General features: G+C 69.8%; 22 protein-coding genes. 12 read left to right on the top strand and 10 right to left on the bottom strand.

The features are described 5' to 3' along the window. Positions 1 to 119 precede the first annotated feature (119 nt). On the top strand, positions 120 to 293 hold the full coding sequence (locus V1460_RS33395) for a hypothetical protein (RefSeq protein WP_338677324.1): 174 nt from the start codon (positions 120 to 122) through the stop codon (positions 291 to 293). Between the two features lie 33 nt (positions 294 to 326). Here the strand turns inward: V1460_RS33395 and V1460_RS33390 are convergent, their stop codons facing one another. Beyond that, positions 327 to 1,235: a DUF4190 domain-containing protein gene (locus V1460_RS33390; RefSeq protein ID WP_338677323.1), complete on the bottom strand. Its 909-nt coding sequence runs from the start codon at positions 1,233 to 1,235 to the stop codon at positions 327 to 329. A 121-nt stretch (positions 1,236 to 1,356) separates the two neighbouring features. On the opposite strand from V1460_RS33390, the gene V1460_RS33385 reads away from it, so the two are divergent. Next, complete coding sequence (locus V1460_RS33385) at positions 1,357 to 1,722, top strand: hypothetical protein (protein ID WP_338677322.1); 366 nt, start codon at positions 1,357 to 1,359, stop codon at positions 1,720 to 1,722. A 63-nt stretch (positions 1,723 to 1,785) separates the two neighbouring features. Here V1460_RS33385 and fahA read toward each other — a convergent pair whose 3' ends face one another. Then, positions 1,786 to 3,015 (bottom strand): fumarylacetoacetase, encoded by a 1,230-nt coding sequence (gene fahA, locus V1460_RS33380; protein WP_338677321.1) that lies wholly within the window; start codon positions 3,013 to 3,015, stop codon positions 1,786 to 1,788. Positions 3,016 to 3,396: 381 nt separating this feature from the next. On the opposite strand from fahA, the gene V1460_RS33375 reads away from it, so the two are divergent. Beyond that, positions 3,397 to 4,407 carry a polyprenyl synthetase family protein gene (locus V1460_RS33375; protein WP_338677320.1) on the top strand — a complete coding sequence of 337 codons (1,011 nt, stop codon included), beginning with the start codon at positions 3,397 to 3,399 and terminating at the stop codon, positions 4,405 to 4,407. Positions 4,408 to 4,605: 198 nt separating this feature from the next. After that, a complete protein-coding gene (locus tag V1460_RS33370) occupies positions 4,606 to 5,910 on the top strand; it encodes a DUF2092 domain-containing protein (RefSeq protein WP_338677319.1) in 1,305 nt (434 codons plus the stop codon). Positions 5,911 to 6,025: 115 nt separating this feature from the next. On the opposite strand, the gene V1460_RS33365 is transcribed toward V1460_RS33370, so the two are convergent. The 8 genes from V1460_RS33365 to V1460_RS33330 all read right to left on the bottom strand — a co-directional run bounded on the left by V1460_RS33365 (position 6,026) and on the right by V1460_RS33330 (position 16,712). Further along, a complete protein-coding gene (locus V1460_RS33365) occupies positions 6,026 to 7,372 on the bottom strand; it encodes a M28 family metallopeptidase (protein WP_338677318.1) in 1,347 nt (448 codons plus the stop codon). A 226-nt stretch (positions 7,373 to 7,598) separates the two neighbouring features. Continuing rightward, complete coding sequence (locus tag V1460_RS33360; protein WP_338677317.1) at positions 7,599 to 8,048, bottom strand: VOC family protein; 450 nt, start codon at positions 8,046 to 8,048, stop codon at positions 7,599 to 7,601. Between the two features lie 187 nt (positions 8,049 to 8,235). Continuing rightward, positions 8,236 to 9,228, bottom strand: coding sequence for an EamA family transporter RarD (rarD, locus tag V1460_RS33355; protein WP_407077647.1), 993 nt, complete (start codon positions 9,226 to 9,228; stop codon positions 8,236 to 8,238). Between the two features lie 262 nt (positions 9,229 to 9,490). Next, positions 9,491 to 10,552, bottom strand: coding sequence for a 2-oxoacid:ferredoxin oxidoreductase subunit beta (locus V1460_RS33350; protein ID WP_338677314.1), 1,062 nt, complete (start codon positions 10,550 to 10,552; stop codon positions 9,491 to 9,493). After that, positions 10,545 to 12,575, bottom strand: a complete 2,031-nt coding sequence (locus tag V1460_RS33345) for a 2-oxoacid:acceptor oxidoreductase subunit alpha (RefSeq protein ID WP_338677312.1) — start codon at positions 12,573 to 12,575, stop codon at positions 10,545 to 10,547. The genes V1460_RS33350 and V1460_RS33345 overlap by 8 nt, the downstream gene beginning before the upstream one ends. A 301-nt stretch (positions 12,576 to 12,876) precedes the next feature. Next, on the bottom strand, positions 12,877 to 13,557 hold the full coding sequence (locus V1460_RS33340; protein WP_338677311.1) for a response regulator transcription factor: 681 nt from the start codon (positions 13,555 to 13,557) through the stop codon (positions 12,877 to 12,879). Positions 13,558 to 13,877: 320 nt separating this feature from the next. Beyond that, on the bottom strand, positions 13,878 to 15,203 hold the full coding sequence (locus V1460_RS33335) for a sensor domain-containing protein (RefSeq protein ID WP_338677310.1): 1,326 nt from the start codon (positions 15,201 to 15,203) through the stop codon (positions 13,878 to 13,880). 234 nt (positions 15,204 to 15,437) lie between these two features. Further along, a complete protein-coding gene (locus tag V1460_RS33330; protein WP_338677309.1) occupies positions 15,438 to 16,712 on the bottom strand; it encodes a sensor domain-containing protein in 1,275 nt (424 codons plus the stop codon). Between the two features lie 245 nt (positions 16,713 to 16,957). On the opposite strand from V1460_RS33330, the gene V1460_RS33325 reads away from it, so the two are divergent. Genes V1460_RS33325 through V1460_RS33290 form a run of 8 tightly spaced genes read left to right on the top strand, consistent with a single transcriptional unit; the run spans position 16,958 to position 23,868 of the window. Beyond that, on the top strand, positions 16,958 to 17,359 hold the full coding sequence (locus V1460_RS33325; protein WP_338677308.1) for an NADH-quinone oxidoreductase subunit A: 402 nt from the start codon (positions 16,958 to 16,960) through the stop codon (positions 17,357 to 17,359). Further along, the gene (locus V1460_RS33320; protein ID WP_338677307.1) at positions 17,350 to 18,000 is read left to right on the top strand and encodes an NADH-quinone oxidoreductase subunit B family protein; all 651 of its coding nucleotides are present in this window, start codon (positions 17,350 to 17,352) and stop codon (positions 17,998 to 18,000) included. The genes V1460_RS33325 and V1460_RS33320 overlap by 10 nt, the downstream gene beginning before the upstream one ends. Continuing rightward, positions 17,997 to 19,295 carry an NADH-quinone oxidoreductase subunit C gene (locus V1460_RS33315; RefSeq protein ID WP_338677306.1) on the top strand — a complete coding sequence of 433 codons (1,299 nt, stop codon included), beginning with the start codon at positions 17,997 to 17,999 and terminating at the stop codon, positions 19,293 to 19,295. Before V1460_RS33320 ends, V1460_RS33315 begins: the two co-directional genes overlap by 4 nt. Then, positions 19,292 to 20,260 (top strand): complex I subunit 1 family protein, encoded by a 969-nt coding sequence (locus tag V1460_RS33310; protein WP_338677305.1) that lies wholly within the window; start codon positions 19,292 to 19,294, stop codon positions 20,258 to 20,260. The genes V1460_RS33315 and V1460_RS33310 overlap by 4 nt, the downstream gene beginning before the upstream one ends. Then, positions 20,257 to 20,871 (top strand): NADH-quinone oxidoreductase subunit I, encoded by a 615-nt coding sequence (locus tag V1460_RS33305; RefSeq protein ID WP_338677304.1) that lies wholly within the window; start codon positions 20,257 to 20,259, stop codon positions 20,869 to 20,871. The genes V1460_RS33310 and V1460_RS33305 overlap by 4 nt, the downstream gene beginning before the upstream one ends. Beyond that, positions 20,868 to 21,512, top strand: coding sequence for an NADH-quinone oxidoreductase subunit J (locus V1460_RS33300; protein WP_338677303.1), 645 nt, complete (start codon positions 20,868 to 20,870; stop codon positions 21,510 to 21,512). Before V1460_RS33305 ends, V1460_RS33300 begins: the two co-directional genes overlap by 4 nt. Continuing rightward, complete coding sequence (gene nuoK / locus V1460_RS33295; protein ID WP_338677302.1) at positions 21,512 to 21,880, top strand: NADH-quinone oxidoreductase subunit NuoK; 369 nt, start codon at positions 21,512 to 21,514, stop codon at positions 21,878 to 21,880. The genes V1460_RS33300 and nuoK overlap by 1 nt, the downstream gene beginning before the upstream one ends. Further along, positions 21,877 to 23,868 (top strand): NADH-quinone oxidoreductase subunit L, encoded by a 1,992-nt coding sequence (locus V1460_RS33290; protein WP_338677301.1) that lies wholly within the window; start codon positions 21,877 to 21,879, stop codon positions 23,866 to 23,868. The genes nuoK and V1460_RS33290 overlap by 4 nt, the downstream gene beginning before the upstream one ends. Positions 23,869 to 23,875 lie beyond the last annotated feature (7 nt).

Genomic DNA, 23,875 nt, shown 5'->3' with positions numbered 1-23,875 from the left:
TCATGAGGGGTACCCGGGCCTCCGGTTTCGCCTTGCACGGGCGGCGCGGGACCGCTCCGCGAGGACTACGCTCGATACTGGGAGGGTCCGGGGATCAGGATGGCCGGAGGAGGCTCGTCATGATCGACCAGTATCAGTACCCATACCGGTATCAGGACCAGGGACCCGAGTACACCACGCCTTCGCAGGCCGAGGGCGAGGACACGGAGTCGACCGAGGAGCAGCACCCCGTCAGCATGAGGACGACGCCGTCCCAGGCCGAAGGGGAGCGGGGAGCGGACGACGAGTCTTGACGAGCAGCCCCCGGTGAGCCGTCGTCGACCCGGTCAGGAGCCGCCGGCGGCGCGCAGCGAGCCGGTGCTGGAGCCGCTGGAGTCGGCCAGGAAGCAGGTCACTTCGCGGTCGCCGAAGGACCAGGTGGCCGGCTGCGGGTGGTAGTAGTAGAAGCTCATCGTCTTGGGCAGCTTGGTGGCGTCGCCCACGTAGTCGGTGAACAGCGCTCCACCGCACTTCTCGTTGGCGACTTGCTCGACCTTGTCGATACCGGGGTACAGGCCGTCATCCAGTTGGAAGACTCCGTAGGCCTCACCCTTGTGAGGCTCGGAGCAGGGCACGATGTCCACCCGCTGGGCGGCCTTGGCCCCGTCTTCCTCCGCGTAGTCGTCCAGGTCGTCCGTCGTGTTGAAGCAGTCCCCGGCGCGGATGTCCCGCACGTCGCTGTAACCCGGGCTGGTGACCTCGCCGCTGGTGTCGCGCTTCGGCTTGGAAGAGGTGGAAGCGTCGTCGAAGGCGCCGGAGAGCCCGAGCGCCATCACGATCGCCAGGAACAGGAGCACCGCGCCGTGGATTGCGATACCGGCGATGGCGAAGCCCTTGCCCTTCTCTCCGTTCTTGCGGATCTGGGAGAGGGCGATGATGCCGAGGATGACCGGGACGAACGGGATGCCGCAGACGATCGACATCACGAAGGACACGATGGCCAGCGCGTTCGTCTTCTGTGACGGCCCGGGCTGCCAGCTCGGTGCGCCACCGTACGGTCCGGGCTGGTCGTAGGGGCCCGGCTGACCATAAGGGCCGGGCTGTGCCGGCTGTCCGTAAGGGCCGGGCTGTGCCGGCTGGGCGTACGGGCCGGGGGCGGCGGGCTGTGCGGGCGTTCCATAGGGTCCGGGCTGTCCGGGCTGTCCGGGCTGCCCGTAGGGACCGGGGGACGAGGGCGGCGGTGGCGGTATGGACACTTCGAGAGCTCCTTGAAAGGACGGTGGGAAAAACTTATAGCCAGACCACGGCAACCCCCGGTCGGGGTCAGGCGTCCCACTCCCAGGACATACGACCTTGATCGAACACGGGGGACAACGGATGAGCGCGCCGACGGAGCGGTCGGAGAAGGACCCGCAGGAGCGGCAGGAAGAGCGCGGCGCGGGGGACCGGCAGGACCTCCGGGAGAACGACGCCCGGCAGCGGGCCGCCAGTTCCGCCGACACCTGGCCGACGGTAGTGCTGCTCCCCGCCCTTCTGCTCCTGAGGTATCTCGGCGAGCACCCGTGGGCGTACTGGACCGCGGCGGCCCTCGGCCTGCTGGGCACGATCGGTGCCGTTGTCGAGATCACCGCGGGGGTCAGGCACATCGTCCACCGGCGCCGTCCACTGGTGGCGCTCTGGGTGGTGTTCTGTCTGGCGACGGCTTTGGTGGTGCTGGCGATCAGGCTGGTCGATACGTGGTGACGCCGGCGGGCCCGTGCCGGATCACACCGGCACGGGCCCGCTCGGCCGATCTGTCACCGCGGTCTACCGAACGGCTGAGGTCACCCGCCCGGTGACCTCGCCGAGGCCGACCCGCACGCCGTCAGGACCGGGAGCCCACGCGGTGATGGTGACCTCGTCGCCGTCCTCCAGGAAGGTCCGCTTGCCTTCCGGCAGGTCGAGCGGATCCCGTCCGTTCCAGGTGAGTTCGAGGAGCGAGCCGCGCTGGTGCGGCTCGGGGCCGCTGACCGTACCGGAGCCGTAGAGATCGCCGGTGCGCAGCGAGGCGCCGTTCACGGTCATGTGCGCGAGCTGCTGTGCGGCGGTCCAGTACATCGTCGCGAACGGCGGCTCGCTGATGACCTCTCCGTTGATCGTGACCGTGATGTGCAGCTCGAAGCCGCCGGGCTCCTCGTCGCCCGAGTCGTCCAGATAGGGCAGCAGATCGAAGTCACGCGCGGGCGGGGACACCCGGGCGGCGTCGAGTGCCTCCAGCGGGGTGACCCAGGCGGACACGGAGGTGGCGAAGGACTTGCCGAGGAACGGGCCGAGCGGGACGTATTCCCAGGCCTGGATGTCGCGTGCGGACCAGTCGTTGAGCAGGTGCAGCCCGAAGACATGGTCGCGGAAACCCGACAGGGGCACGGGCCGGCCGTGCTCGCTCGGGGTGCCCACGACGAAGCCGACCTCCGCCTCGATGTCCAACTTGACCGAAGGCCCGAAGAGCGGCGCCGGGTCGGCAGGGGGCTTGCGCTGGCCGTGGGGCCGGACGACATCCGTGCCGGAGACCACGACGGTGCCGGAGCGCCCGTGGTAACCGATCGGCAGATGCTTCCAGTTGGGGGTCAGCGGCTCGCCGTCCGGCCGGAAGATGTGTCCGACGTTGGTGGCGTGGTGCTCGCTTGCGTAGAAGTCGACATAGTCGGCGACCTCGTAGGGGAGGTGCAGGGTCACCGCCGCGAGCGGGTGGAGCAGCGGCTCGATGTCCTGGCGGTGGGCCGGAACGGTCACCCATGCGGTGAGCGCGCGCCGTACGTCGCGCCAGGCCGTACGGCCCGCCGCGAGCAGCGGTCCCAGACTCGGTTGCGCGAGGAGCGCGGCATAGGGGGAGCCGAGCGTGTGTGCCGCGGCTCCGGCGTCGAGCACGTGGTTGCCGATCCGGACGCCGAGCCGGCGGCGGTCGGGCTCTGCCGCGGTGGTGAAGACCCCGTACGGGAGGTTGTGCGGGCCGAAGGGATCGCCTTCGGCCAGGTCGAGCGGGCTCTGCTCGGGCATCGGTGCTTGCCTCGCTTTCCACGTGTGTGGGGGACACGTTACGTGGGCGGTGCACCCGGCGTCAGTGCCCAACGGGCCCCTCGGGCCGGATGGGTGGAACGCCGCCCCGGAGGCATTCGTCCAGTCGGTCGGGCGGTGGCCAGTACGCGTCAAAAGCTCGTCCGGCAGCCGAGTGGTAGCCGAGCCTGTGCATGACCGGGCCCGCTGAGGAACGCTGGGGTGACAGATGCACTGCTTACGGTCTTATCAACGCATCAGTAACATATCGGGGTGGCGGGAAGGCGCCGCCGGTGATCGAAACAGGACCGGATACGCTGACTTGAGTGATGACAACGACACATCGACAATCCGTGTGATCGTCAGCAGACAGGAGTACCTCTCGTGACCGTCGTCGAGCCGTTCGGGCTGAACGTGCGGGACCAGGCTCTTGAGGCCGATGTCCAGGCCGGATTGGCGGCAGTCGAGGCCGGGCTGCTCGATGCCACCAAGAGTGAGGTGCCCTTCATCACGGAGGCCGCGCAGCACCTCGTGCGCGCCGGCGGAAAGCGATTCAGGCCGCTGCTGGTGATGCTGGCCGCGCAGTTCGGCGATCCGTACGCGCCGGGTGTCGTGCCCTCGGCCGTGGTCGTGGAGCTGACACATCTGGCTACGCTGTACCACGACGACGTGATGGACGAGGCGGATGTGCGCCGCGGCGTGGCCAGCGCCAACGCACGCTGGGGCAACTCGCTGGCCGTCCTCACCGGCGACTTCCTCTTCGCCCGTGCCTCCCACATCCTGGCGGACCTGGGGCCCGACGCCATACGGGTCCAGGCCGAGGCGTTCGAGCGACTGGTCACGGGCCAGATCCTGGAGACCGCGGGGTCGCGTGAGGACTCCGACCCCGTCGCGCACTACCTCGATGTGCTGGGTGGCAAGACCGGCTCGCTGGTCGCCGTCTCCGGGCGGATGGGCGCGATGATGGCGGGCGCCGACGAGCGCGTCGTCGACACCCTCACTCAGTACGGTGAGCGGCTCGGTGTCGCCTTCCAGCTGGCCGACGACGTACTCGACATCGCCTCCGACTCGCACGAGTCCGGAAAGACCCCCGGTACCGATCTTCGCGAGGGCGTTCCCACGCTGCCCGTGCTCCGGCTGAGGGAGCAGGCAGCGGCGCACCGGCGGCCCGATGACCTGGAGCTCGTGGAACTGCTGGACGGGGATCTGGCGGACGACGCACGGCATGCGGAGGTGCTGTCCCGGCTGCGGGTCCACCCCGCCCTCGAACGGGCACGGCAGGACACGCTGCGGTACGCGGAGGAAGCACGGGCGATGCTGGCGCCGCTGCCGGAGGGCCCGGCCAGGGCCGCTCTGGAGGACCTGTGCAACGCGGTGGTGCACCGCGCAGGCTGACCGGCCCCCTCAGCAGGGTTGACGCCTGCGGGGGCGGCGTCCCTGACGGCGTCCCCTACTGGTCGGCTGAGTTCGCGAGCCCCCGGGTCATACCGCAGCAGTACGCGGAGTTGATTCCGGGGGCTGACGCTATTCGCCGGGCGTTTTGGTCAGATGGTGTGGACGGACGACGCCGCTATCACGGAGGTAGGGCACACCATGGCACCGAACGAGAACGCAAAGGCCACTGAACAGCCCGGGGAGGTCGGCCCGGTCCGCCGGAAGGCGGCGCGGTACGCCGTCCCGGTCGCGGTGGCGGGCGTTGCCGCGGCGACCATCGGGCTGGTCCCGGCGCTCGCCGCCGTCGGAGACCCCGATCTGCCGAAGATCAGCGCACAGGAGCTCATCGAGAAGATCGCGGGGTCGGACACCCAGCAGCTGTCCGGGACGGTGAAGGTCACCACCGACCTGGGCCTCCCGGACCTGGGCGGTCTCGCGAGCGGCTTCCTGCCCGGCGCCGTGGGCGGCGGGGCTTCGGCGTCCGCCTCGCCGGACACCGCGAGCAAGCTGATGGCGCTGGCCTCGGGTACGCACAAGGTGGAGATCGCCGCCGACGGTCCTGATCGGCAGCGGATGTCGTTCGAGTCCGGTGGCGAGGAGTACAGCGTCACGCACAACGGCGCCGATGTGTGGACGTACGACGGCGCTGCCAACGAGGTCGTGCACGGGAAGGACGACGCGGCCGGCAAGGACGGCGGCAAGGGGCACCGGGGCTCCGACGAGCTGCCTGCCACCCCCAAGCAACTGGCCGACGAGGCGCTGAAGCTCGCGGGCGACACGACGGCGGTGACCGTCGACGGCACGGCGCGGATCGCCGGACGCGACGCGTACCAACTGGTCATCAAGCCCAAGCAGAGTGGCTCGACGATCGACTCGATCAAGATCGCGGTGGACGCGCAGAACGGTGTCCCGCTGAAATTCACGCTGCTGCCGAGCGACGGCGGCAAGGCCGCGGTCGACGCGGGCTTCACCAAGGTCGACTTCTCCAAGCCGGCCGCCTCTGTCTTCGACTTCACCCCGCCGAAGGGCGCGAAGGTCACCGAGGCGGATGAGCTCGCCGACCGGGCGGAGACCGGAGCGGCCGGAAAGCACGGGAAGGGCGCGGAGTCCGATGCCCCGAAGTCCGCCGGGGAGTTCGAGGGCATGGAGGACTTCACCGGTCCCGGTCAGGGGCTGAACGTCATCGGAGAGGGCTGGACCGCCATCGCGGAGTTGAAGGCTCCCGGTGGGGAGGGCGCCAGCGCGTTCAAGGACGGCAACGGGGGCAAGGGCGGCAAGGGCGATGTCCCGCCGGAGGCCGCGAAGTTCCTGGACGCGCTGGGAGACAAGGTCACGGGTGACTTCGGCACGGGCACGGTCTTCAAGACCCGTCTGGTCAATGCCCTGATGACGGACGACGGCAAGGTGTACCTCGGAGCGGTCACCTCGGACGCGCTGGTCAAGGCCGCCGACGCCGCGAAGTGACGTAGCGCGGAGGCGCTGCGCCACGAACGGGTGCGGGGCGCCCCTGACAGGGGCACCCCGCGTTCGCCGTGGCCGCGGTCATGCCCGCAGCCGTCGGCCGGCCGGCTCGGATCGCTCAGAAAGTGAGCTTCCAGCTGTCGATGTAGCCGGTGTCGTAGCGGGCCACATCCTGCACCTTGAGCTGCCAGGTGCCGTTCGCGGCCTCGCTGGACGCGTTCACCGTGTAGGTCGCGACGACGTCATCCGCCGAGTCGCTGCCGCTGGAGTTCTTCAGCCGGTACGTGCTTCCGTCCGGGGCCACCAGGTCGATGACCAGGTCACCGCGCCAGGTGTGCTTGATGTTCACGCCGACCTGGAGGGTGGACGGGGCGTTACCGGTGCGGCCGGAGACCGCCACGGACGAGGTGACCGCGCTTCCGTAGTCCGGGATGGTGACGTCGGTGGTGTTCTCGTAGACGTCGCCACCGGGCGGGACGGTCGTCCCGGCGGACAGGTTCCAGATGGCGTAGGCGATCGCGTCGCTGTTGCGGTCGAGCGCGGTGTCGCTGATGTTCGATGTGGTGTCGCAGGAGGAGTGGTAGCAGCGGTCGAATGCCTGACCCGCCGTGCCGCCCCACTTTGTGGCCTGGGCACTGGACTTGGTGTTGCTGGCGCCGGTGAACAGCCCGCCGACCGGGATGCCCACGTTCTTGAAGGAGGCGTGGTCGGAGCGGCCGTCGCCCTCGGTCTCGATCTCGGTCGGGACTCCGATGCCGGCGAAGTAGGTCTTGAAGGTCTGCTCGATGGTCGGGTCGTCGTCGTAGACGAAGTAGCCCGGGTTGGGCGACCCGATCATGTCGAAGTTCAGATAGCCCTTGACCTTGGAACGGTCCGTGGACGAAAGGCTGTTGACGTAGTACTTGGACCCGACCAGGCCCAGTTCCTCGGCACCCCACCAGGCGAACCGGAGGTGCTTCTCAGGGGTGAACTGGGCGCGCGAGACGGCAAGCGCGGTCTCCAGGATCGCAGCCGATCCTGAGCCGTTGTCGTTCATGCCCGGGCCCGAGCTGACCGAGTCGAGATGGGAGCCGGCCATCAGCACCTGGTTGCTGTCGCCACCGGGCCAGTCGGCTATCAGGTTGTAACCGGTGGAGCCGAAGTAGGTGAACTGCTGGAGGGTCGTGGTGAATCCGGCCGCGTCCAGCTTGGCCTTCACGAAGTCGATCGACGCCTTGTAGCCGGAACGGCCGTGGGCGCGGTTTCCGCCGTTGGCGGTGGCGATCGACTGGAGGTCGGTGAGGTGTGCTTTGACGTTCGTGACAGAGATGTCCGGCGGCGCGGCGACTGCCGCGACGGAGGCCGTGCTGCCGGCGCCGTTCGTGGTGCCGGCGGTGGCAGCGGCAGTCGGTACGGCCGCCGCGAGCAGTCCGGCGATGCCTATCGCGGTGCCTGTGGCGAGACGTCTGTGCACAGAGCGAATCATGTGGGGGCTCCGGGATTCCGTTCGGGGATGGGACGGAACGTGCGTGACACCCTGCGACGGCGGTGTCGCAGGGTGCTGGAGCTGTACTCGGTGCGTGTTTGTGGGGGGAATGGTCAGCGAGATGCTGACTTACCGTCAAGGGCGTAAACCGGTCAGTCGGGTCCGGTCAGCGGACGATCGGCAGCCGCTCCCTGGGCGGGCGATCGAGTCGGCCGTGGCGCTGGGGCTAATGAACGCAGAATTCGTTTCCTTCGGGATCCCGCATGACACACCACTTGCCCCCCTGTTCCCGCACGTGGTGCGCGACGGTCGCTCCCAGAGCCTCCAGCCGGGCGATCTCCCTGTCCCGCTGCCCGGGCTCCGAGTGCAGGTCGATGTGGAGGCGGTTCTTTGCCGCCTTGATCTCGGGGATCCGCTGGAACAGCAGCCGCCGGCCGAGACCGACTCCGCTGTGCTCGTCCTGGGGATCGTCCGGATGACGGACGGCGGCCAGATCCCGCCAGGCAGGGTGGCCGTGCCATTCCACGGTCAGTTCGGGCGGTACGGCACCCGATGCGAGGAGCTGCTCGATGAGCGCGCTGTTGTCTTCCGGGAGATAGCCGAGTGCTTCGGCCCAGAAGTCGGCCTGGGCGAGCGGGTCGTTCGAGTCGATGACGAGTTTCCAGTGCAGTGGCATGGGACCAGTTATAGGCGCGGCGACCGCCGTGACAGCGGGAACGGCCGGAAAGCGCACGGCAGCCGTGTGATGCCTCCACCGGCCTGGCCGGGCCGACGCGGGCGAAGCATCCCGTTCCTGCGCCCGAGACCCGGCGTTCGAAGCGCGAACGCGGGATGCTCGGGGTCAGGAGGCCCTGGGCTGGGGATCAGTCCGCCGCGGTCTCGCGCTGCACCCGAGCCGGCGTGACGTCGACGACGGGAGCCGCCCCCGTGCCCTTGCCCATGAGCGGGGCGGCGGGAGCCTCCGGAGCGGCGGCCTGGGGCGGGCTGCCCGCCCGTGCGAGCCGCTCCGCCCGTACGAGCCGTGCCCTGGTGCTGCGCGCCGTGCGCAGGGCGTCCCAGGTGAGGATGCTGAGGGCCAGCCAGACCAGCCCGAAGCCGGTCCAGCGCTCGGCGGGCATCTCCTCGTGGAAGTACACGACTCCCAGCAGGAACTGGAACACCGGTGCCAGGTACTGCAGCAGTCCGAGTGTCGACAGCGGGACACGGATCGCCGCCGCCCCGAAGCAGACCAGCGGTACGGCGGTGACCACCCCGGTGGCCGCGAGCAGCGCGGCATGGCTCGCGCCCGCCGAGGCGAAGGTGGATGAGCCCTGCGAGCCGAGCCACAGCAGATAGCCGAGCGCGGGGAGGAACTGCACGGCGGTCTCCGCGGCCAGTGACTCCAGGCCGCCGATGTTGACCTTCTTCTTGAGCAGTCCGTAGCAGGCGAACGAGAACGCCAGCACCAGCGAGATCCAGGGCGGGCGACCGTAGCCGATGGCCAGCACCACCACGGCCGCGAACCCGACACCCACGGCTCCCCACTGCGCCGGGCGCAGCCGCTCCTTCAGCAGTAGCACGCCCAGGGTGATGGTGACCAGCGGGTTGATGAAGTAGCCCAGCGAGGACTCGACCACATGGCCGGTGTTGACGGACCAGATATAGAGGCCCCAGTTGACGGTGATCACGGTGGCGGCCAGGGTGATCAGGCCCAGTCGACGCGGATCGGCCAGAAGCTCGCGAATCCAGCGTCCGCGCTTCAGCACCAGCAGCGCGACGGCCACGACCGCCAGTGACCACGTCATTCGGTGGGCGAGGATCTCAAGGGCGCCGGCCGGTTTCAGGAGTGGCCAGAAGAGCGGGACCAGGCCCCACATTCCGTAGGCGCCGATTCCGTACAGCAGACCGGCCCGCTGCTCGTTGTCCTTCACCGAACCTCCCACTGTGCCACCCGCGTGTTCGAAGGTAGCGCCGAGCGGGGTCGGCTGTCATGCCCGTATCGCCATACGGTCATGACGTCCCGGTCGAGTGCACGTGCCAAGGGCGCCGGTCCGGGATCGGGTTCCCGGATCGGCGCCCCTGAGGCGTGCGCGGCGGCGTGGTGCCGCCGTGGGTCACATCGTTCGGCCGGCCCGGCCGTCAGCCGACGACCGTCCAGGTGTCGTTCCCGGCGAGCAGCGCGCCCAGGTCTCCCTTGCCGTTCTGCTCGATCGCGGCGTCGAGCTGGTCCGACATCTGCACGTCGTACACCGGCCGCTGCACGCTGCGGAACACACCGATCGGGGTGTGGTGCAGCGTGTCCGGGTCGGCCAGCCGGGACAGCGCGAAGGCGGTCGTCGGGCTGGCGCTGTGTGCGTCGTGCACCAGGATCCGGTCCTCGTTGTCCGGGGTGACCGCGACGACCTTCAGGTCACCGGTCGCCGGATCGCGGACGACGCCCTTCTCGCGCTCGCTGCCGAAGCGGATGGGCTCGCCGTGTTCAAGGCGGATCACCGCCTCCTCGGCCTGCTGCTTGTCCTTGAGCACTTCGAAGGCGCCGTCGTTGAAGATGTTGCAGTTCTGGTAGATCTCGACCAGGGCCGTGCCCGGGTGGTCGGCCGCCGCGCGCAGTACCTCGGTGAGGTGCTTGCGGTCTGAGTCGACCGTGCGGGCCACGAAGGACGCCTCCGCCCCGATCGCCAGCGACACCGGGTTGAAGGGCGCGTCGAGCGAGCCCATCGGGGTCGACTTGGTGATCTTGCCGACCTCGGATGTGGGGCTGTACTGGCCCTTGGTCAGACCGTAGATCCGGTTGTTGAAGAGCAGGATCTTGAGGTTGACATTCCGACGCAGCGCGTGGATCAGATGGTTTCCGCCGATCGACAGCGCGTCGCCGTCGCCGGTGACCACCCAGACGCTGAGGTCGCGGCGTGAGGAGGCGAGCCCGGTCGCGATGGCGGGTGCGCGGCCGTGGATGGAGTGCATCCCGTAGGTGTTCATGTAGTACGGGAAGCGGGACGAGCAGCCGATGCCGGAGACGAAGACGATGTTCTCCTTCGCGAGCCCGAGTTCGGGCATGAAGCCCTGCACCGCCGCGAGGATCGCGTAGTCACCGCAGCCGGGGCACCACCGGACTTCCTGGTCCGATTTGAAGTCCTTCATGGACTGCTTGGCCTCGGCCTTCGGAACCAGCGACAGCAGAGTGGACGCTGTCTCAGTCATTGATGGCCTCCTTGAGAGCCGCGGCGAGCTGCTCGGCCTTGAACGGCATGCCGTTGACCTGGTTGTAGGAGTGCGCGTCGACCAGGTATCTCGCGCGGATCAGTCCGGCGAGCTGGCCGAGGTTCATCTCCGGTACCACTACCTTCTGGTAACGCTCCAGAACGTCCCCCAGATTCCCCGGGAACGGGTTGAGGTGGCGCAGATGCGCCTGTGCGATGGGCAGCCCCGCGCCGCGCAGCCTGCGTACGGCAGCGGTGATCGGCCCGTACGTCGAGCCCCAGCCGAGCACCAGCGTGCGGGCGCCGTCCGGGTCGTCGACATCGAGGTCCGGTACGTCGACGCCGTCGACCTTGGACTGCCGGATGCGGACCATGAAGTCGTGGTTGGCCGGGTCGTACGAGATGTTGCCCGTGCCGTCCTGCTTCTCGATGCCGCCGATCCGGTGTTCGAGTCCGGGGGTGCCGGGGACGGCCCAGGGCCGTGCCAGGGTGTGCGGGTCGCGCTTGTACGGCCAGAAGACGTCGGTGCCGTCCTCGGTGGTGTGGTTGGGTCCGGTGGCGAACCGGACCCGCAGGTCGGGGAGTTCGTCCAGGTCCGGGATACGCCAGGGCTCGCTGCCGTTGGCCAGGTAGCCGTCGGACAGCAGGAACACCGGGGTGCGGTACGTCAGCGCGATACGGGCCGCCTCCAGCGCGGCGTCGAAGCAGTCCGCTGGGGTCTTCGGGGCGACGATCGGGACCGGTGCCTCGCCGTTGCGGCCGTACATCGCCTGGAGCAGGTCGGCCTGCTCGGTCTTGGTGGGCAGACCGGTGGACGGGCCGCCGCGCTGGATGTCCACGATCAGCAGCGGGAGCTCCAGCGAGACGGCAAGTCCGATGGTCTCGGACTTCAGCGCCACACCGGGACCGGATGTCGTGGTCACGGCGAGCGAGCCGCCGAAGGCGGCGCCGAGCGCCGCGCCGATGCCCGCGATCTCGTCCTCGGCCTGGAAGGTCCGGACACCGAAGTTCTTGTGCTTCGAGAGCTCGTGCAGGATGTCCGACGCCGGGGTGATCGGGTAGGAGCCCAGGTAGAGCGGCAGGTCCGCTTGCTGAGACGCGGCGATCAGTCCGTAGGACAGTGCCAGGTTGCCCGAGATGTTGCGGTACGTGCCGGTCGGGAAGGCCTGAGTGGCAGGGGCGACCTCGTAGGAGACGGCGAAGTCCTCGGTGGTCTCGCCGAAGTTCCACCCCGCCCGGAAGGCTGCGACGTTCGCCTCGGCGATCTCCGGCTTCTTGGCGAACTTGCTGCGCAGAAAGGTCTCGGTGCCCTCGGTCGGCCGGTGGTACATCCAGCTCAGCAGACCCAGGGCGAACATGTTCTTGGAGCGTTCGGCCTCCTTGCGGGAGAGTCCGAACACCTTGAGCGCCTCGACGGTGAGCGTCGTCAGCGGGACGGGATGGACGTTGTACGCGTCGAGGGAGCCGTCCTCGAGCGGGCTGGTCTCGTAGCCGACCTTGGCCATGGCCCGCTTGGCGAACTCGTCCGTGTTGACGATGATTTCGCCGCCGCGCGGCACATCGCCGATGTTCGCCTTGAGCGCCGCGGGGTTCATCGCCACCAGCACGTTCGGTGCGTCGCCCGGAGTGAGGATGTCGTGGTCGGCGAAGTGCAGCTGGAACGAGGAGACGCCGGGCAGGGTGCCGGCGGGTGCCCGGATCTCAGCCGGGAAGTTCGGCAGTGTGGACAGGTCGTTTCCGAACGACGCCGTCTCCGACGTGAAACGGTCACCCGTCAGCTGCATACCGTCACCTGAGTCCCCCGCGAACCGGATGATCACGCGGTCCAGGCGGCGGACCTCCTTGGTGCCGCTGCTGCTGTCGCCGTCGTTGCCGTTGGCGCTGCCGCTGTTGTCTTTGCTGCCCTTGGCGTCGCTGTCATCGGCGCCTGCGCCGCCGGAGGATCTGCGCTGTCCCCCGACGACGGTCTCTCCGGCCGCGTCCTCGTCTGCGTGCTCGGCTGGGCTACTGACCTGGCTGGTCACTGAACTGGACCTCCTTCGAGGCGGCTGGACCGCGGCCGGCTCACCGGTCGCTCCAAGGCCAACCCTACGTCCGTAAGGGTGGCCTTCCCTGGGCCGCTCATATGCTGGACGACTTTTTGAGACGACCTGATGTCCTGGTCTGCCATGGTTCTGCTTGCCCCCGAATCTTCCCTCCAGGTGCTCCCGATCTCAGGTACCGCCGAGGCTTCCGAGCTCAGACGCTTCCGATCCCAGACACTCCCGGTCGATGCTGGGGCCACCCGCTGGGTCTCCGCTAGTTATCTGATAGGGTGTCAGATTCTCAGGAGTCGAGATAGGTCAGCACGGCCAGTACACGCCGGTGATCACCATGGCTTGGGGACAGCCCGAGCTTCAGGAAGATGTTGCTCACGTGCTTCTCCACGGCTCCGTCACTCACCACCAGCTGCCTGGCGATCGCCGAGTTCGTCCGGCCTTCCGCCATCAGGCCGAGGACCTCGCGCTCCCGGGGCGTCAGCCCGGCCAGCACGTCGTGCTTGCGGCTGCGGCCCAGCAGCTGTGCCACGACCTCGGGGTCGAGCGCGGTGCCCCCTCCGGCCACCCGGACCACGGCGTCCACGAACTCCCTGACCTCGGCCACCCGGTCCTTGAGCAGATAGCCCACACCCCGGCTGCTCCCGGCCAGCAGCTCGGTGGCGTACTGCTCCTCCACGTACTGCGACAGCACCAGCACTCCGACCCCGGGATGGTCACGGCGCAGCCGCACGGCCGCCCGGACCCCCTCGTCCGTGTGGGTCGGGGGCATCCGGACGTCGGCGACCACGGCGTCGGGCAGTGCGTCCCGCGCCGCGAGCTCGTCGATGGTCTTCAGCAGCGCGTCGGCGTCCCCGACGCCTGCCACCACCTCGTGCCCGCGGTCGGTGAGCAGCCTGGTCAGGCCCTCCCTCAGCAACACGGAGTCCTCGGCGATCACGATCCGCACCCTGTCCTCCACGACCTGCATCCCCCTGTGCCCCCATGTCTCGCCGGTATCCATCGCCGGTATGTCTCGCCTGAGCCCGTGCGCCCGTGCGCCCGGACACCGATCTGATCCGGTCCAATCCGGTCCGGGCCGTTGCCACCGGGCCCAGCATTCCAGGATCCGGTCCCCGGCGCCCCGTTACTCATGGCAAACCGCTCGGCGCGCCGCAGCGCACCGGGCGGGGCAGAGGGCGGGACCCCCGCGACGCGCCGTCGCGGGGGGCAGGCGCTCCGGGCCGCGCGCTCCTGGGCATGCGTTCGGAGGCATGCGTGCCGAGCCATGCCCCCGGGGGCGTCCGCGGATCACGCGCGCCAGGGGAGTTGGGCGGTGATGAGGGTGGGGCCGCCGGTGGGTGAGTCGGTGGTCAGTACTCCGTCGACTGCGTCCAGGCGTTCGGCGAGTCCTGTCAGTCCGCTGCCTGCTGTGATGTCGGCTCCGCCTTGGCCGTTGTCGCTGACCTGGAGTATCAGGCGGTTATGGGTGCGTCGGACGTCGACGGATGCGCGGGTTGCGCGGGCGTGCTTGCTGACGTTCTGGAGTAGTTCGGAGACGGTGAAGTAGGCGATGCCTTCGATTGCTTCGGCGGGGCGGGTCGGGAGGTCGACGGTGACGGTGACGGGGACGGTGCAGCGGGAGGCGAGGGAGGACAGGGCGGCGTTCAGTCCGCGGTCGGTGAGGACGGCCGGGTGGATGCCGCGTGCGAGGTCGCGTAGTTCCTGGAGGGCGAGTTTCACCTCGCCGTGTGCTTCGGCGACCATGTGTGCCGCGGCGTCGGGGTCCTCGTGGAGTTTTTCCTTGGCGAGGCCGAGGTCCATGGCGAGGGCGACCAGTCGTGCTTGTGCGCCGTCGTGCAGATCGCGTTCGATGCGCCGCAGGTCGGCTGCCGCGGTGTCCACGACCACACCCCGGTCCGACTCCAGCTCCACCACGCGTCCCTCCAGCCGGGACGGTCCCAGCAGCCCCGTGACCAGCAGCCGGTCCACGGTGGTGAGCCCGCGCACGATCCACGGGGTCGCGATCACCAGCAGCAGTCCCACCGCGGAGGTGGCGGTCAGCTCGGCCGGTGAGTCGAGGTAGTGGGCGTGCGTACGATCCCCGTAGAGCTGGAGCCCGTCGAGGCCGACGAACGCCGGGAACACCCAGTGCCAGAGCGGATACGTGGCGCAGGTCCAGGCGGTGGCCCAGAGCGGCAGGGCCACGGCGAACGAGAACACCGCCCACGGCATGTGCACCAGCGCGTAGAGAAGATGCCGCCAGGACGCCCCGCTCTTCAGCATCGCGCCGACCCAGGCCATGGGGCCGCCGCCGCGGGGCCGGACCGGGGCGGGGGTGCCGATACGCAGGTCGAGCAGAGTGCGTGCCCGCAGCCGTTCGAGCGCGCCGAAGCCGCGGCACATGGCGAGGGCGGCGGCCAGGACGGGGATGCCGACGAAGGTGACGACCAGCCCGGCCCCGGCCGCGACCAGGCCGAGGGCGAGACCGAAGAACACGACGCTCAGCGGCAGGCTCAGCAGGACGTAGCAGAACTCGCGCCAGGTGCGTGCCTCGAACGGTGCGCGCAGCGGTCGGGGAAGGCGACGGGAGCGGGGCGCCGGGGTGTCGGGTCCCGTCCGATAAGCCATGGCCATCGTCGTCATCCGTTTCTGCCCTGGGCCGACAGCACCGGGCTGGTCGGGGCTGGGCTGAGCTGGTCGGGGCTGGGCTGAGCCGGCCCGCTCCGTGCCGGCCCCGGCCCGGACTGCCCGGGCGGGCCGGTCAGCTGCGTCAGGTCGTGTCCCGCGGCGGCGGTACGGACTCCATGCTGCTGAGCGTGCCCCGACCGCACCATGCGGTCGGTATCCGTCTTGACCCGGGGGTTTTCCCTACCGGGAGGGAGGGACCGCCGCCCGCTCGCGCCAGGGGAGTTGGGCGGTGATGAGGGTGGGGCCGCCGGTGGGTGAGTCGGTGGTCAGTACTCCGTCGACTGCGTCCAGGCGTTCGGCGAGTCCTGTCAGTCCGCTGCCTGCTGTGATGTCGGCTCCGCCTTGGCCGTTGTCGCTGACCTGGAGTATCAGGCGGTTATGGGTGCGTCGGACGTCGACGGATGCGCGGGTTGCGCGGGCGTGCTTGCTGACGTTCTGGAGTAGTTCGGAGACGGTGAAGTAGGCGATGCCTTCGATTGCTTCGGCGGGGCGGGTCGGGAGGTCGACGGTGACGGTGACGGGGACGGTGCAGCGGGAGGCGAGGGAGGACAGGGCGGCGTTCAGTCCGCGGTCGGTGAGGACGGCCGGGTGGATGCCGCGTGCGAGGTCGCGTAGTTCCTGGAGGGCGAGTTTCACCTCGCCGTGTGCTTCGGCGACCATGTGTGCCGCGGCGTCGGGGTCCTCGTGGAGTTTTTCCTTGGCGAGGCCGAGGTCCATGGCGAGGGCGACCAGTCGTGCTTGTGCGCCGTCGTGCAGATCGCGTTCGATGCGCCGCAGGTCGGCTGCCGCGGTGTCCACGACCACACCCCGGTCCGACTCCAGCTCGGCGATCCGCCGCTCCAGCTCGTCGGAGGGCGAGAGCAGCGCGCGGACCAGGGCGCGGTCGACATTGGTCATGCCCCTGGCGATGTAAGGAAGGACCGGCCACAGGACGAAGAGCCCGGTCAGTGCCACGGTGAAGCCGACGATGCCCCAGGGCAGCCGGATGACCGCGTAGAGCACCGATCGCCAGGCGACCGGATCCTTCAGGCCCAGCCACAGCCGGGCGAAGAGCCCGTCACCCGTGCGTTTCGGCATGGCGCTCGGTTCGTCCACCATGACGCCGAGCAGCGCTCGCGCCCGTGCCCGCTCGCCCTTGCCCACCAGTCGGGAACCGGCCAGACCGAGCACCAGCAGCGGCAGGCCGACGACCGTGACGAACAGCCCCGCCCCGACGGAGACCACGGTCACCGTGTAGACGAATCCGATGACGGCGGCAGGCAGACCGGAGAGGAGATAGGCGATCTCCTTCCAGGTGTACCGGTCGTAGGCGAGACGTGCGGGCGGTGGTGCCGCGTCCCGCTTCGCGGCGCCGACGCCGGCGTGAGTGCCGGAGCCTGCGCCTGCGCCGGTGCCGATTCCGGTGCCGATTCCGGTGCCCGCGCTGTCACCGGGAGAAGTGCTGGTCACGGTCATGGGTGCCAGCCTGCCGGGTCGGATCCGCGCACGCCATGGGGTATGTGGGCCGCTGGAGAGTAGGGATATCCCCCGCGTCGAGCCGTTTCCGCGGGACCTCCGGGTGGCCGATCCCCGACCAAAGCGTGATACGGCTGCTTACCGTGCCCTTACTAGGGCCTAGACTCCCGTGCGAAAGGATCGTCGATCGCACCAGGTCGTCGTAACGATTCATCGAACGCAGGGGTAGGGAGCGAGGGACGGACGTGCCGGAACCCACCGAACCGACCGTACTCGCGGCCGACTACTTCCAGAGCTACTCGGTCGTCGGGCTGCTCGCCGTCATCGGAGTCCTCTTCGTGGCGGTGGCCTTCGGCGCGGGCCGTCTGCTGCGCCCCGCGGTGCCGACCCCCGAGAAGCTGCTCACGTACGAGTGCGGTGTAGACCCCGTCGGGGAAGGCTGGGCCCACACCCAGGTGCGCTACTACGTGTACGCCTTCCTGTACGTGATCTTCGCCGTCGACTCGATCTTCCTGTTCCCATGGGCCACGGTCTTCGCCGCGCCCGGATACGGCGCGACGACACTCGTGGAGATGTTCATCTTCCTCGGCTTCCTGGCCGTGGGACTGCTGTACGCATGGAAGAAGGGCGTCCTCACATGGACGTGACCCCACAGAAGACTCCCGAGCCCGTACTGCTTCCGGACCCGGTCACCGAGCGCGGGGGGAAGCTGGGCCTGCTCTCCCGGCTTGCCCCGGAGCCGATGAAGGTGGTCCTGAACTGGGGCCGCCGCTACAGCCTCTGGGTCTTCAACTTCGGGCTCGCCTGCTGCGCCATCGAATTCATCGCCGCGTCGATGGCACGGCACGACTTCATCCGCCTCGGCGTGATCCCCTTCGCGCCCGGACCGCGCCAGGCGGACCTGATGATCGTGTCGGGCACGGTGACCGACAAGATGGCACCGGCGGTCAAGCGGCTCTACGAGCAGATGCCGGAGCCCAAGTACGTCATCTCCTTCGGCGCCTGCTCGAACTGCGGCGGCCCCTACTGGGACTCGTACTCGGTGACCAAGGGCGTCGACCAGATCATCCCGGTCGATGTGTACGTGCCCGGTTGCCCGCCGCGGCCCGAGGCGCTGCTCCAGGGCATCCTGAAGCTCCAGGAGAAGATCGCCCGCGAGTCGCTGAGCGAGCGGTACGGCGCGGCCCCTGGCCAGGCGTCGGCCGGCCAGCTCCGCAGCGGCCTGGTCACCCCGCCTCCCGCCCCTGGCGGCACTCCGGGGCCCACCACCCCGGGAGCCGCCTCGTGAGCTCCTTCGAGACGCATATCGCCGAGCGCTTCGGGCCTGAGGCCACCGCGGAGGCGGCGTACGACCTGCTGACCGTGGACGTGCCCGCCACCGGCTGGCTGGACGCGCTGCGCACCGCCCGCGACGAGCTCGGCTGCACCTACTTCGACTGGCTCAGCGCCGTCGACGAGCCCGGCACCGGCTTCCGCGTCTGCGCGCATGTCGCGGCGCTGGGGACGCCCGGCCAGGAGGAGCACTCGGTCCGCCGTCTGCTGCTGCGCACGACGGTGCCGCACGAGGCTCCCACTCTTCCGACGGCGGTCGGTGTCTATGCGGGCGCGGCCTGGCACGAGCGCGAGACATACGAGATGTTCGGTGTCGGCTTCACCGATCACCCGCACCTCGTGCCACTGCTCCTGCCGGAGAACTTCGAAGGCCACCCGCTGCGCAAGGACTTCGTGCTCGCGGCGCGGGTCGCCAAGGCATGGCCGGGCGCCAAGGAGCCGGGGGAGTCCGAACACGGCGGACCGAAGCGCCGCCAGATGCTTCCGCCCGGTGTCCCCGACCCGAACGAGTGGGGACCGCTCAAGGGCCAGCTCCCCCCCGCCCCGGCCCGTCCCGCACGCACTCCGCGCGCCGCGGGCGCCACGGGGGAGCGCCCGGCCCGCCGTGCGCGCAGTGTGGCGGAGGGGTCCGCCAGTCAGACCGCCCCCGAGGCCGCGGCGGCAGCGTCCCCCGCTTCCGCACGTCGGGCCCGCACCGCGGCCGAGGGCTCGGCGAGCCAGCAGCCGCCCGCGGCGGCGGCGCGTCGGGCCCGCAGCGCGAGCGAGGGCTCGTCGACCCAGCGCGCGGAGGACACCGCCCCGCCCGCCCCGCCCGCTGCGAGCCCGCGCCCCCGCAGTGCCGACGCTCCATGGCACCACGCTCGCCCGGCGTTCGAAGCCGCCACGTCAGAGGCGGAATCGCCGGGCGCTTCGACGGCCGGAGAATCCGCACCGGCTCCTGAGGCGGGCGCCACCTCCGCATCGGCCTCCGAGGCGGAGACGACCGGAGCCCCGGCACCGGGAGAATCCGCACCGGCTCCTGACGCAGGGCCCGCCTCTGAGACGGGGCTCGCCCCCGAGTCCCGGACCGAGCCGGGTCCCGAGGCAGCGGCAGAGGCCGAGCCGGGCCCCGACGGTGGAGGACCTTCCGGGCTCGCGGCCGAGGCGGACCGGAAACCCGACCCCAAGTCACCGCCATCCCGCACGGCAGACGGCTCCGCCGAAGGAACCGACGCCGCACGGGCCGATTCCGAAGGAGACGACCCCGCATGAACGACGCGCTCGACGTCGCCCTGCGGCTGATCGTCGTCTTCGTCGTGTTCCTGGTCCTGCCACTGGTCATCGGGCAGACCGAGCACAAGGTGATGGCGCACATGCAGGGCCGCCTCGGTCCGATGTACGCGGGTGGTTTCCACGGCTGGGCCCAGCTGGTCGCGGACGGTGTGAAGTTCGCGCAGAAGGAGGACGTGGTCCCGGCTGACGCCGACCGACGCGTCTTCCAGCTCGCACCCGCGGTGGCGCTGCTTCCCTACCTCCTCGTCCTGGTCGCCATCCCGATCGGACCCAGCGAGGGCGCGGTCGGAGTGCTCGTCGACGCGGGCATCTTCTTCGTGCTCGCCGTGATGGGTGTCGGAGTGCTCGGCTCGCTCATGGCGGGCTGGGCGTCGGCCAACAAGTTCTCGCTGCTCGGCGCCCTGCGCACGGCCGCTCAGCTGCTCGCGTACGAGCTTCCGATGCTGCTCGCCGCGGCTTCCGTCGCCATGGCGGCGGGCACCGTCTCCCTCCCCGGCATCCTGAACGCCTTCGAATGGTGGTGGCTGCCCTGGCAGATCGTCGGCGCCATCGTCTTCTTCGTCGCCGGTCTCGCCGAGCTCCAGCGTCCACCCTTCGACATGCCGATCGCCGACTCCGAGATCATCTTCGGCGCGTACACCGAGTACACCGGACTGCGTTTCGCGCTCTTCCTGCTGGCGGAGTACGCGGGCATCGTCGTCCTCTGCGGTCTCACCACCGTCCTCTTCCTCGGCGGCTGGCACGGTCCGTTCGGTGCCGAAGGCCTCGGCTGGGCCTGGACCCTGCTCAAGACAGCCGTGCTCGCGTTCATCGTGATCTGGCTGCGGGTGACCTATCCGCGGCTGCGTGAGGACCAGCTCCAGCGCCTCGCCTGGACAACGCTCGTCCCGCTCGCCCTCGCCCAGATCGCCCTCACCGGCGTCGTGAAGGTGGTGATGCAGTGATGGCCATCCCCGGATCCGGCCTGGCCAAGGGCCTCGCGGTCACATTCCGCACGATGACCCGCAAGTCCGTGACCGCGCAGTACCCGGATGTGCAGCCCGAACTGCCGCCCCGCACCCGCGGTGTGATCGGTCTGTTCGAGGAGAACTGCACGGTCTGCATGCTCTGCGCCCGTGAGTGCCCCGACTGGTGCATCTACATCGACTCCCACAAGGAGACGGTCCCCGCGGCGACTCCCGGCGGGCGTGAGCGCAGCCGCAACGTCCTCGACCGCTTCGCGATCGACTTCTCGCTCTGCATGTACTGCGGCATCTGCATCGAGGTGTGTCCCTTCGACGCGCTGTTCTGGTCGCCGGAGTTCGAGTACGCGGAGACCGACATCCGCGAACTGACCCACGAACGGGACAAGCTCCGCGACTGGATGTGGACGGTCCCCGAGCCGCCCGCGCTCGACCCGGCGGCGGAGGAACCCAAGGAGCTCGCCGCGGCACGCAAGACGGCAGAGAAGCAGGAGGCCGAAAGGCTCGCCGCACAGCAGGCAGCAGCCGAGGGCGCCACGGCCGAGCCGGACAGCGCGGCAGAGCCCGGCACCACCGAGGAGGGACAGTCGTGAGTCCGGCAGCCCAAGCGCACGGCTTCCTCTCCCCGAGCGGCGTCGAGATCGCCTTCGTGCTGGTGGGCGTCGCGACGCTCGCCGCGGCGGTCATCACGGTGACCACCAAGCAACTGGTGCACGCCGCGCTCTGGCTGGTGGTGGCGCTCGGCGGTCTGGCCGTGGAGTACCTGCTGTTGACGGCGGAGTTCATCGCCTGGGTGCAGGTGCTGATCTACGTCGGGTCCGTCGTGGTCCTCCTCCTCTTCGGTCTGATGCTCACCAAGGCCCCCATCGGCCGCTCCCCGGACGCCGACTCGGGCAATCGAGCAGCCGCCCTGGTCGTGGCCGTCGCCTCCGCGGGTGTGCTGGTCTGGGTGGTCGTGGACGCCTTCCGCACCACTTGGATCAATCTCGACGGGCCCGCCCAGGGCTCGACCAAGGTCTCCGGCGAGATGCTGTTCCGGCACTGGGTGCTGCCGTTCGAAGCGCTCTCCGTCCTACTGCTCGCCGCATTGGTGGGGGCGATCGTCCTGTCCCGCAAGTCCGCGGCAGGGGAGCCCGGCCTCGGCGCCGCACCCGACCGCCCCGGTACGGGCGCGGGCGCTGACGTGACCGGCGCGAGCAGCGAGGCGGTCACCGCCCGAGAGGGGAAGAGCTGATGCATCTCGCCTACCCCGCGGTGCTCGCCGCCCTGCTCTTCTGCACCGGGCTCTACGGAGTGCTGGCCCGCCGCAACGCGATCCTGGTGCTGATGTCCGTCGAGCTGATGCTCAACGCGGTCAACCTCAACCTGGTCGCCTTCGATGTATGGCTGCGCGACGCCGTGCACGCGGGCCAGGCCCTGACCCTCTTCACCATCGCCATCGCCGCCGCGGAGATCGGCATCGGTCTGGCGATCGTCCTGATGGTCTACCGCAACCGTGGCACCTCGGACATCGACAAGCTCCGCGACACCGCCGAAGGGGCGCACGGCGCCGACGAGGCGGTCGAGCCCGCCCCGGCAGAGAAGGCTGAGGCCACCGCGTGACCACGACGACCCTCGCCGTACTCGTACCCCTCCTTCCTTTCCTCGGCGCCGCCGCCGGGCTGCTCACCGGCCGCACCGCACCCGGCTTCGTCCGCCCACTGGCCGTACTGCCCACCCTGGCCGCCCTCGCGCTGGCGGTACTGGTGGCGGTGCGCCAGGGCGGCGGGAAGCCGATCACGGCGTCCACCGAACTCACTCCCACGGGCTCGGTGCCCATCGACCTCGCTCTCTACCTGGACGGCTTCGCGGTCCTGGTCGCCGTGCTCGTCGGGCTCGTCGCGTCCTGCGTGCAGATCTACTCGACGGCGTATCTGCGGGACGACCCCCGCTATCCCTCCTACGCGGCACTCGTTTCGCTGTTCACCTCCGCGATGCTGCTCGTCGTCTACTCGGGCGACCTGATGGTGCTCCTGGTCGGCTGGGAGATCATGGGCATCTGCTCGTACTTCCTGGTGGGCCACTACTGGGAGACGCCCGAGGCGCGCGCTGCCTCCCTGAAGGCGTTCCTGGTCACCAAGCTCGGTGACGTCCCCTTCCTCTTCGGGTTGTTCGCCCTGGCCGTCGACGCCGGGACGTTCCAGATCAAGGGCGTACTCGGCGCCGTCGCGGCCGGATCCATCGACCACCCCACGCTGGTCGCACTGCTGCTGCTCGCCGGTGTCGCCGGCAAGTCCGCGCAGTTCCCGCTGCACACCTGGCTCCCCGACGCCATGGCAGGCCCCACTCCGGTCTCCGCTCTGATCCATGCCGCGACGATGGTCGCGGCCGGCGTCTACTTCATCGCCCGGTTGCTGCCCGTCTTCGCCGAGTCCGCCGCCGCCCTCGTCGTACTCGCCGTGATGGCCGCCGTCACGATGGTCGGCTCGGCGCTCGCCGCGCTCGCCCAGGACGACATCAAGCGGGTCCTCGCCTACTCGACCATCGGCCAGCTGGGTTACATGTCCGGCGCCCTCGCCGTCGGCGACCGCGGTGCCGCTGTCTTCCACCTCATCTCCCACGGCGCCTTCAAGGCGCTGCTGTTCCTCGCCGCCGGCGTGATCATCCATGCCACCGGCACCAACTCACTCGCCGCCATGTCCCGGATGAGCGGACTGACCAAGCGGATCCCCGACGCGTACTGGACGATGACCATCGCCCTGCTCGCGCTGGTGGCGATTCCGCCGTTCGCCGGCTTCTTCTCCAAGGAAGCCGTGCTTGTGGCCGCCGAGCACACCGCTCTCGGCGAGTCGGAATTCGCTCCCTCCAGTGCCGGCTGGACCGTCCTGGTCGCCGGGCTGCTGACCGCCCTCCTCACCGCGGCCTACGCCACCCGCCTGTGGCTGCTTGCCTTCCGCGGCCAGGGCGCACCGGCCCCGGACCATGGCAGGCAGCCCCTCGCCATGAACGCCGTGCTCTGGGTGCTCGCGGCCCCGTCACTCGGCTTCGGATTGAGCGCGGTGTTCATCGACGACTGGTTCGACGGGCGCTCGCTCACCCCGACGCTCGCCACCGCGGTGCTCGGCACCGGTGTCGCCCTGGTCGGCGCGCTGGTGACTTACGGCACCTGGCGCCACACCACGGCCATGGCTGCTCGGTCCCGGGCTGCCGCAGCCGCCACCGAGCAACCGCAGGTGGTCGCCCATCCGGACGCCGAGCCCGGCCTCGTGGAGGCGGAAGCCCTGCATCTGCCGCACCCGGCGGACGACCCCGCCGACCCCGGTCGACTGCTTCTCGGCCCGCTGCACCGCCCCGCGGCCTCGGGCTTCCACCTGGACGCCGTCTACCGCACTCTGCTCGTCCGCCCCGTCCTGGCTGGCGCCGAACTGGTCCGCTTCCTGGACCGCGAGGTCATCGACACCTATGTGCGCGCCGCCGGTACCGGCACCAACTGGCTGGGGTGGCTCGTCCGCCGTGCCCAGACCGGCAATGTGCAGACCTACCTCAGCGCCCTGCTGGCCGGCTCCGTCGTCCTGGCGATCGCCGCCGTACTCGTCGCCGCCGGAGTGTGAGCCGTGA

The organism is Streptomyces sp. SCSIO 30461, from assembly GCF_037023745.1.
Taxonomy (GTDB): Bacteria; Actinomycetota; Actinomycetes; order Streptomycetales; family Streptomycetaceae; genus Streptomyces.
Note: the sequence above shows the minus strand (reverse complement) of the source record. Positions and strands in the feature narration are given on the sequence as shown.

Excerpts from the sequence above, each read along its gene's own strand:
- V1460_RS33350 (WP_338677314.1), bottom strand. The coding sequence starts at position 10,552 with ATGACTGAGACAGCGTCCACTCTGCTGTCGCTGGTTCCGAAGGCCGAG.
- nuoK (WP_338677302.1), top strand. The coding sequence starts at position 21,512 with ATGCATCTCGCCTACCCCGCGGTGCTCGCCGCCCTGCTCTTCTGCACC.
- V1460_RS33370 (WP_338677319.1), top strand. The coding sequence starts at position 4,606 with ATGGCACCGAACGAGAACGCAAAGGCCACTGAACAGCCCGGGGAGGTC.
- V1460_RS33360 (WP_338677317.1), bottom strand. The coding sequence starts at position 8,048 with ATGCCACTGCACTGGAAACTCGTCATCGACTCGAACGACCCGCTCGCC.
- rarD (WP_407077647.1), bottom strand. The coding sequence starts at position 9,228 with ATGTGGGGCCTGGTCCCGCTCTTCTGGCCACTCCTGAAACCGGCCGGC.
- V1460_RS33385 (WP_338677322.1), top strand. The coding sequence starts at position 1,357 with ATGAGCGCGCCGACGGAGCGGTCGGAGAAGGACCCGCAGGAGCGGCAG.
- V1460_RS33335 (WP_338677310.1), bottom strand. The coding sequence starts at position 15,203 with ATGGCCATGGCTTATCGGACGGGACCCGACACCCCGGCGCCCCGCTCC.
- V1460_RS33365 (WP_338677318.1), bottom strand. The coding sequence starts at position 7,372 with ATGATTCGCTCTGTGCACAGACGTCTCGCCACAGGCACCGCGATAGGC.
- V1460_RS33320 (WP_338677307.1), top strand. The coding sequence starts at position 17,350 with ATGGACGTGACCCCACAGAAGACTCCCGAGCCCGTACTGCTTCCGGAC.
- V1460_RS33330 (WP_338677309.1), bottom strand. The coding sequence starts at position 16,712 with ATGACCGTGACCAGCACTTCTCCCGGTGACAGCGCGGGCACCGGAATC.
- V1460_RS33340 (WP_338677311.1), bottom strand. The coding sequence starts at position 13,557 with ATGCAGGTCGTGGAGGACAGGGTGCGGATCGTGATCGCCGAGGACTCC.
- V1460_RS33310 (WP_338677305.1), top strand. The coding sequence starts at position 19,292 with ATGAACGACGCGCTCGACGTCGCCCTGCGGCTGATCGTCGTCTTCGTC.
- fahA (WP_338677321.1), bottom strand. The coding sequence starts at position 3,015 with ATGCCCGAGCAGAGCCCGCTCGACCTGGCCGAAGGCGATCCCTTCGGC.
- V1460_RS33395 (WP_338677324.1), top strand. The coding sequence starts at position 120 with ATGATCGACCAGTATCAGTACCCATACCGGTATCAGGACCAGGGACCC.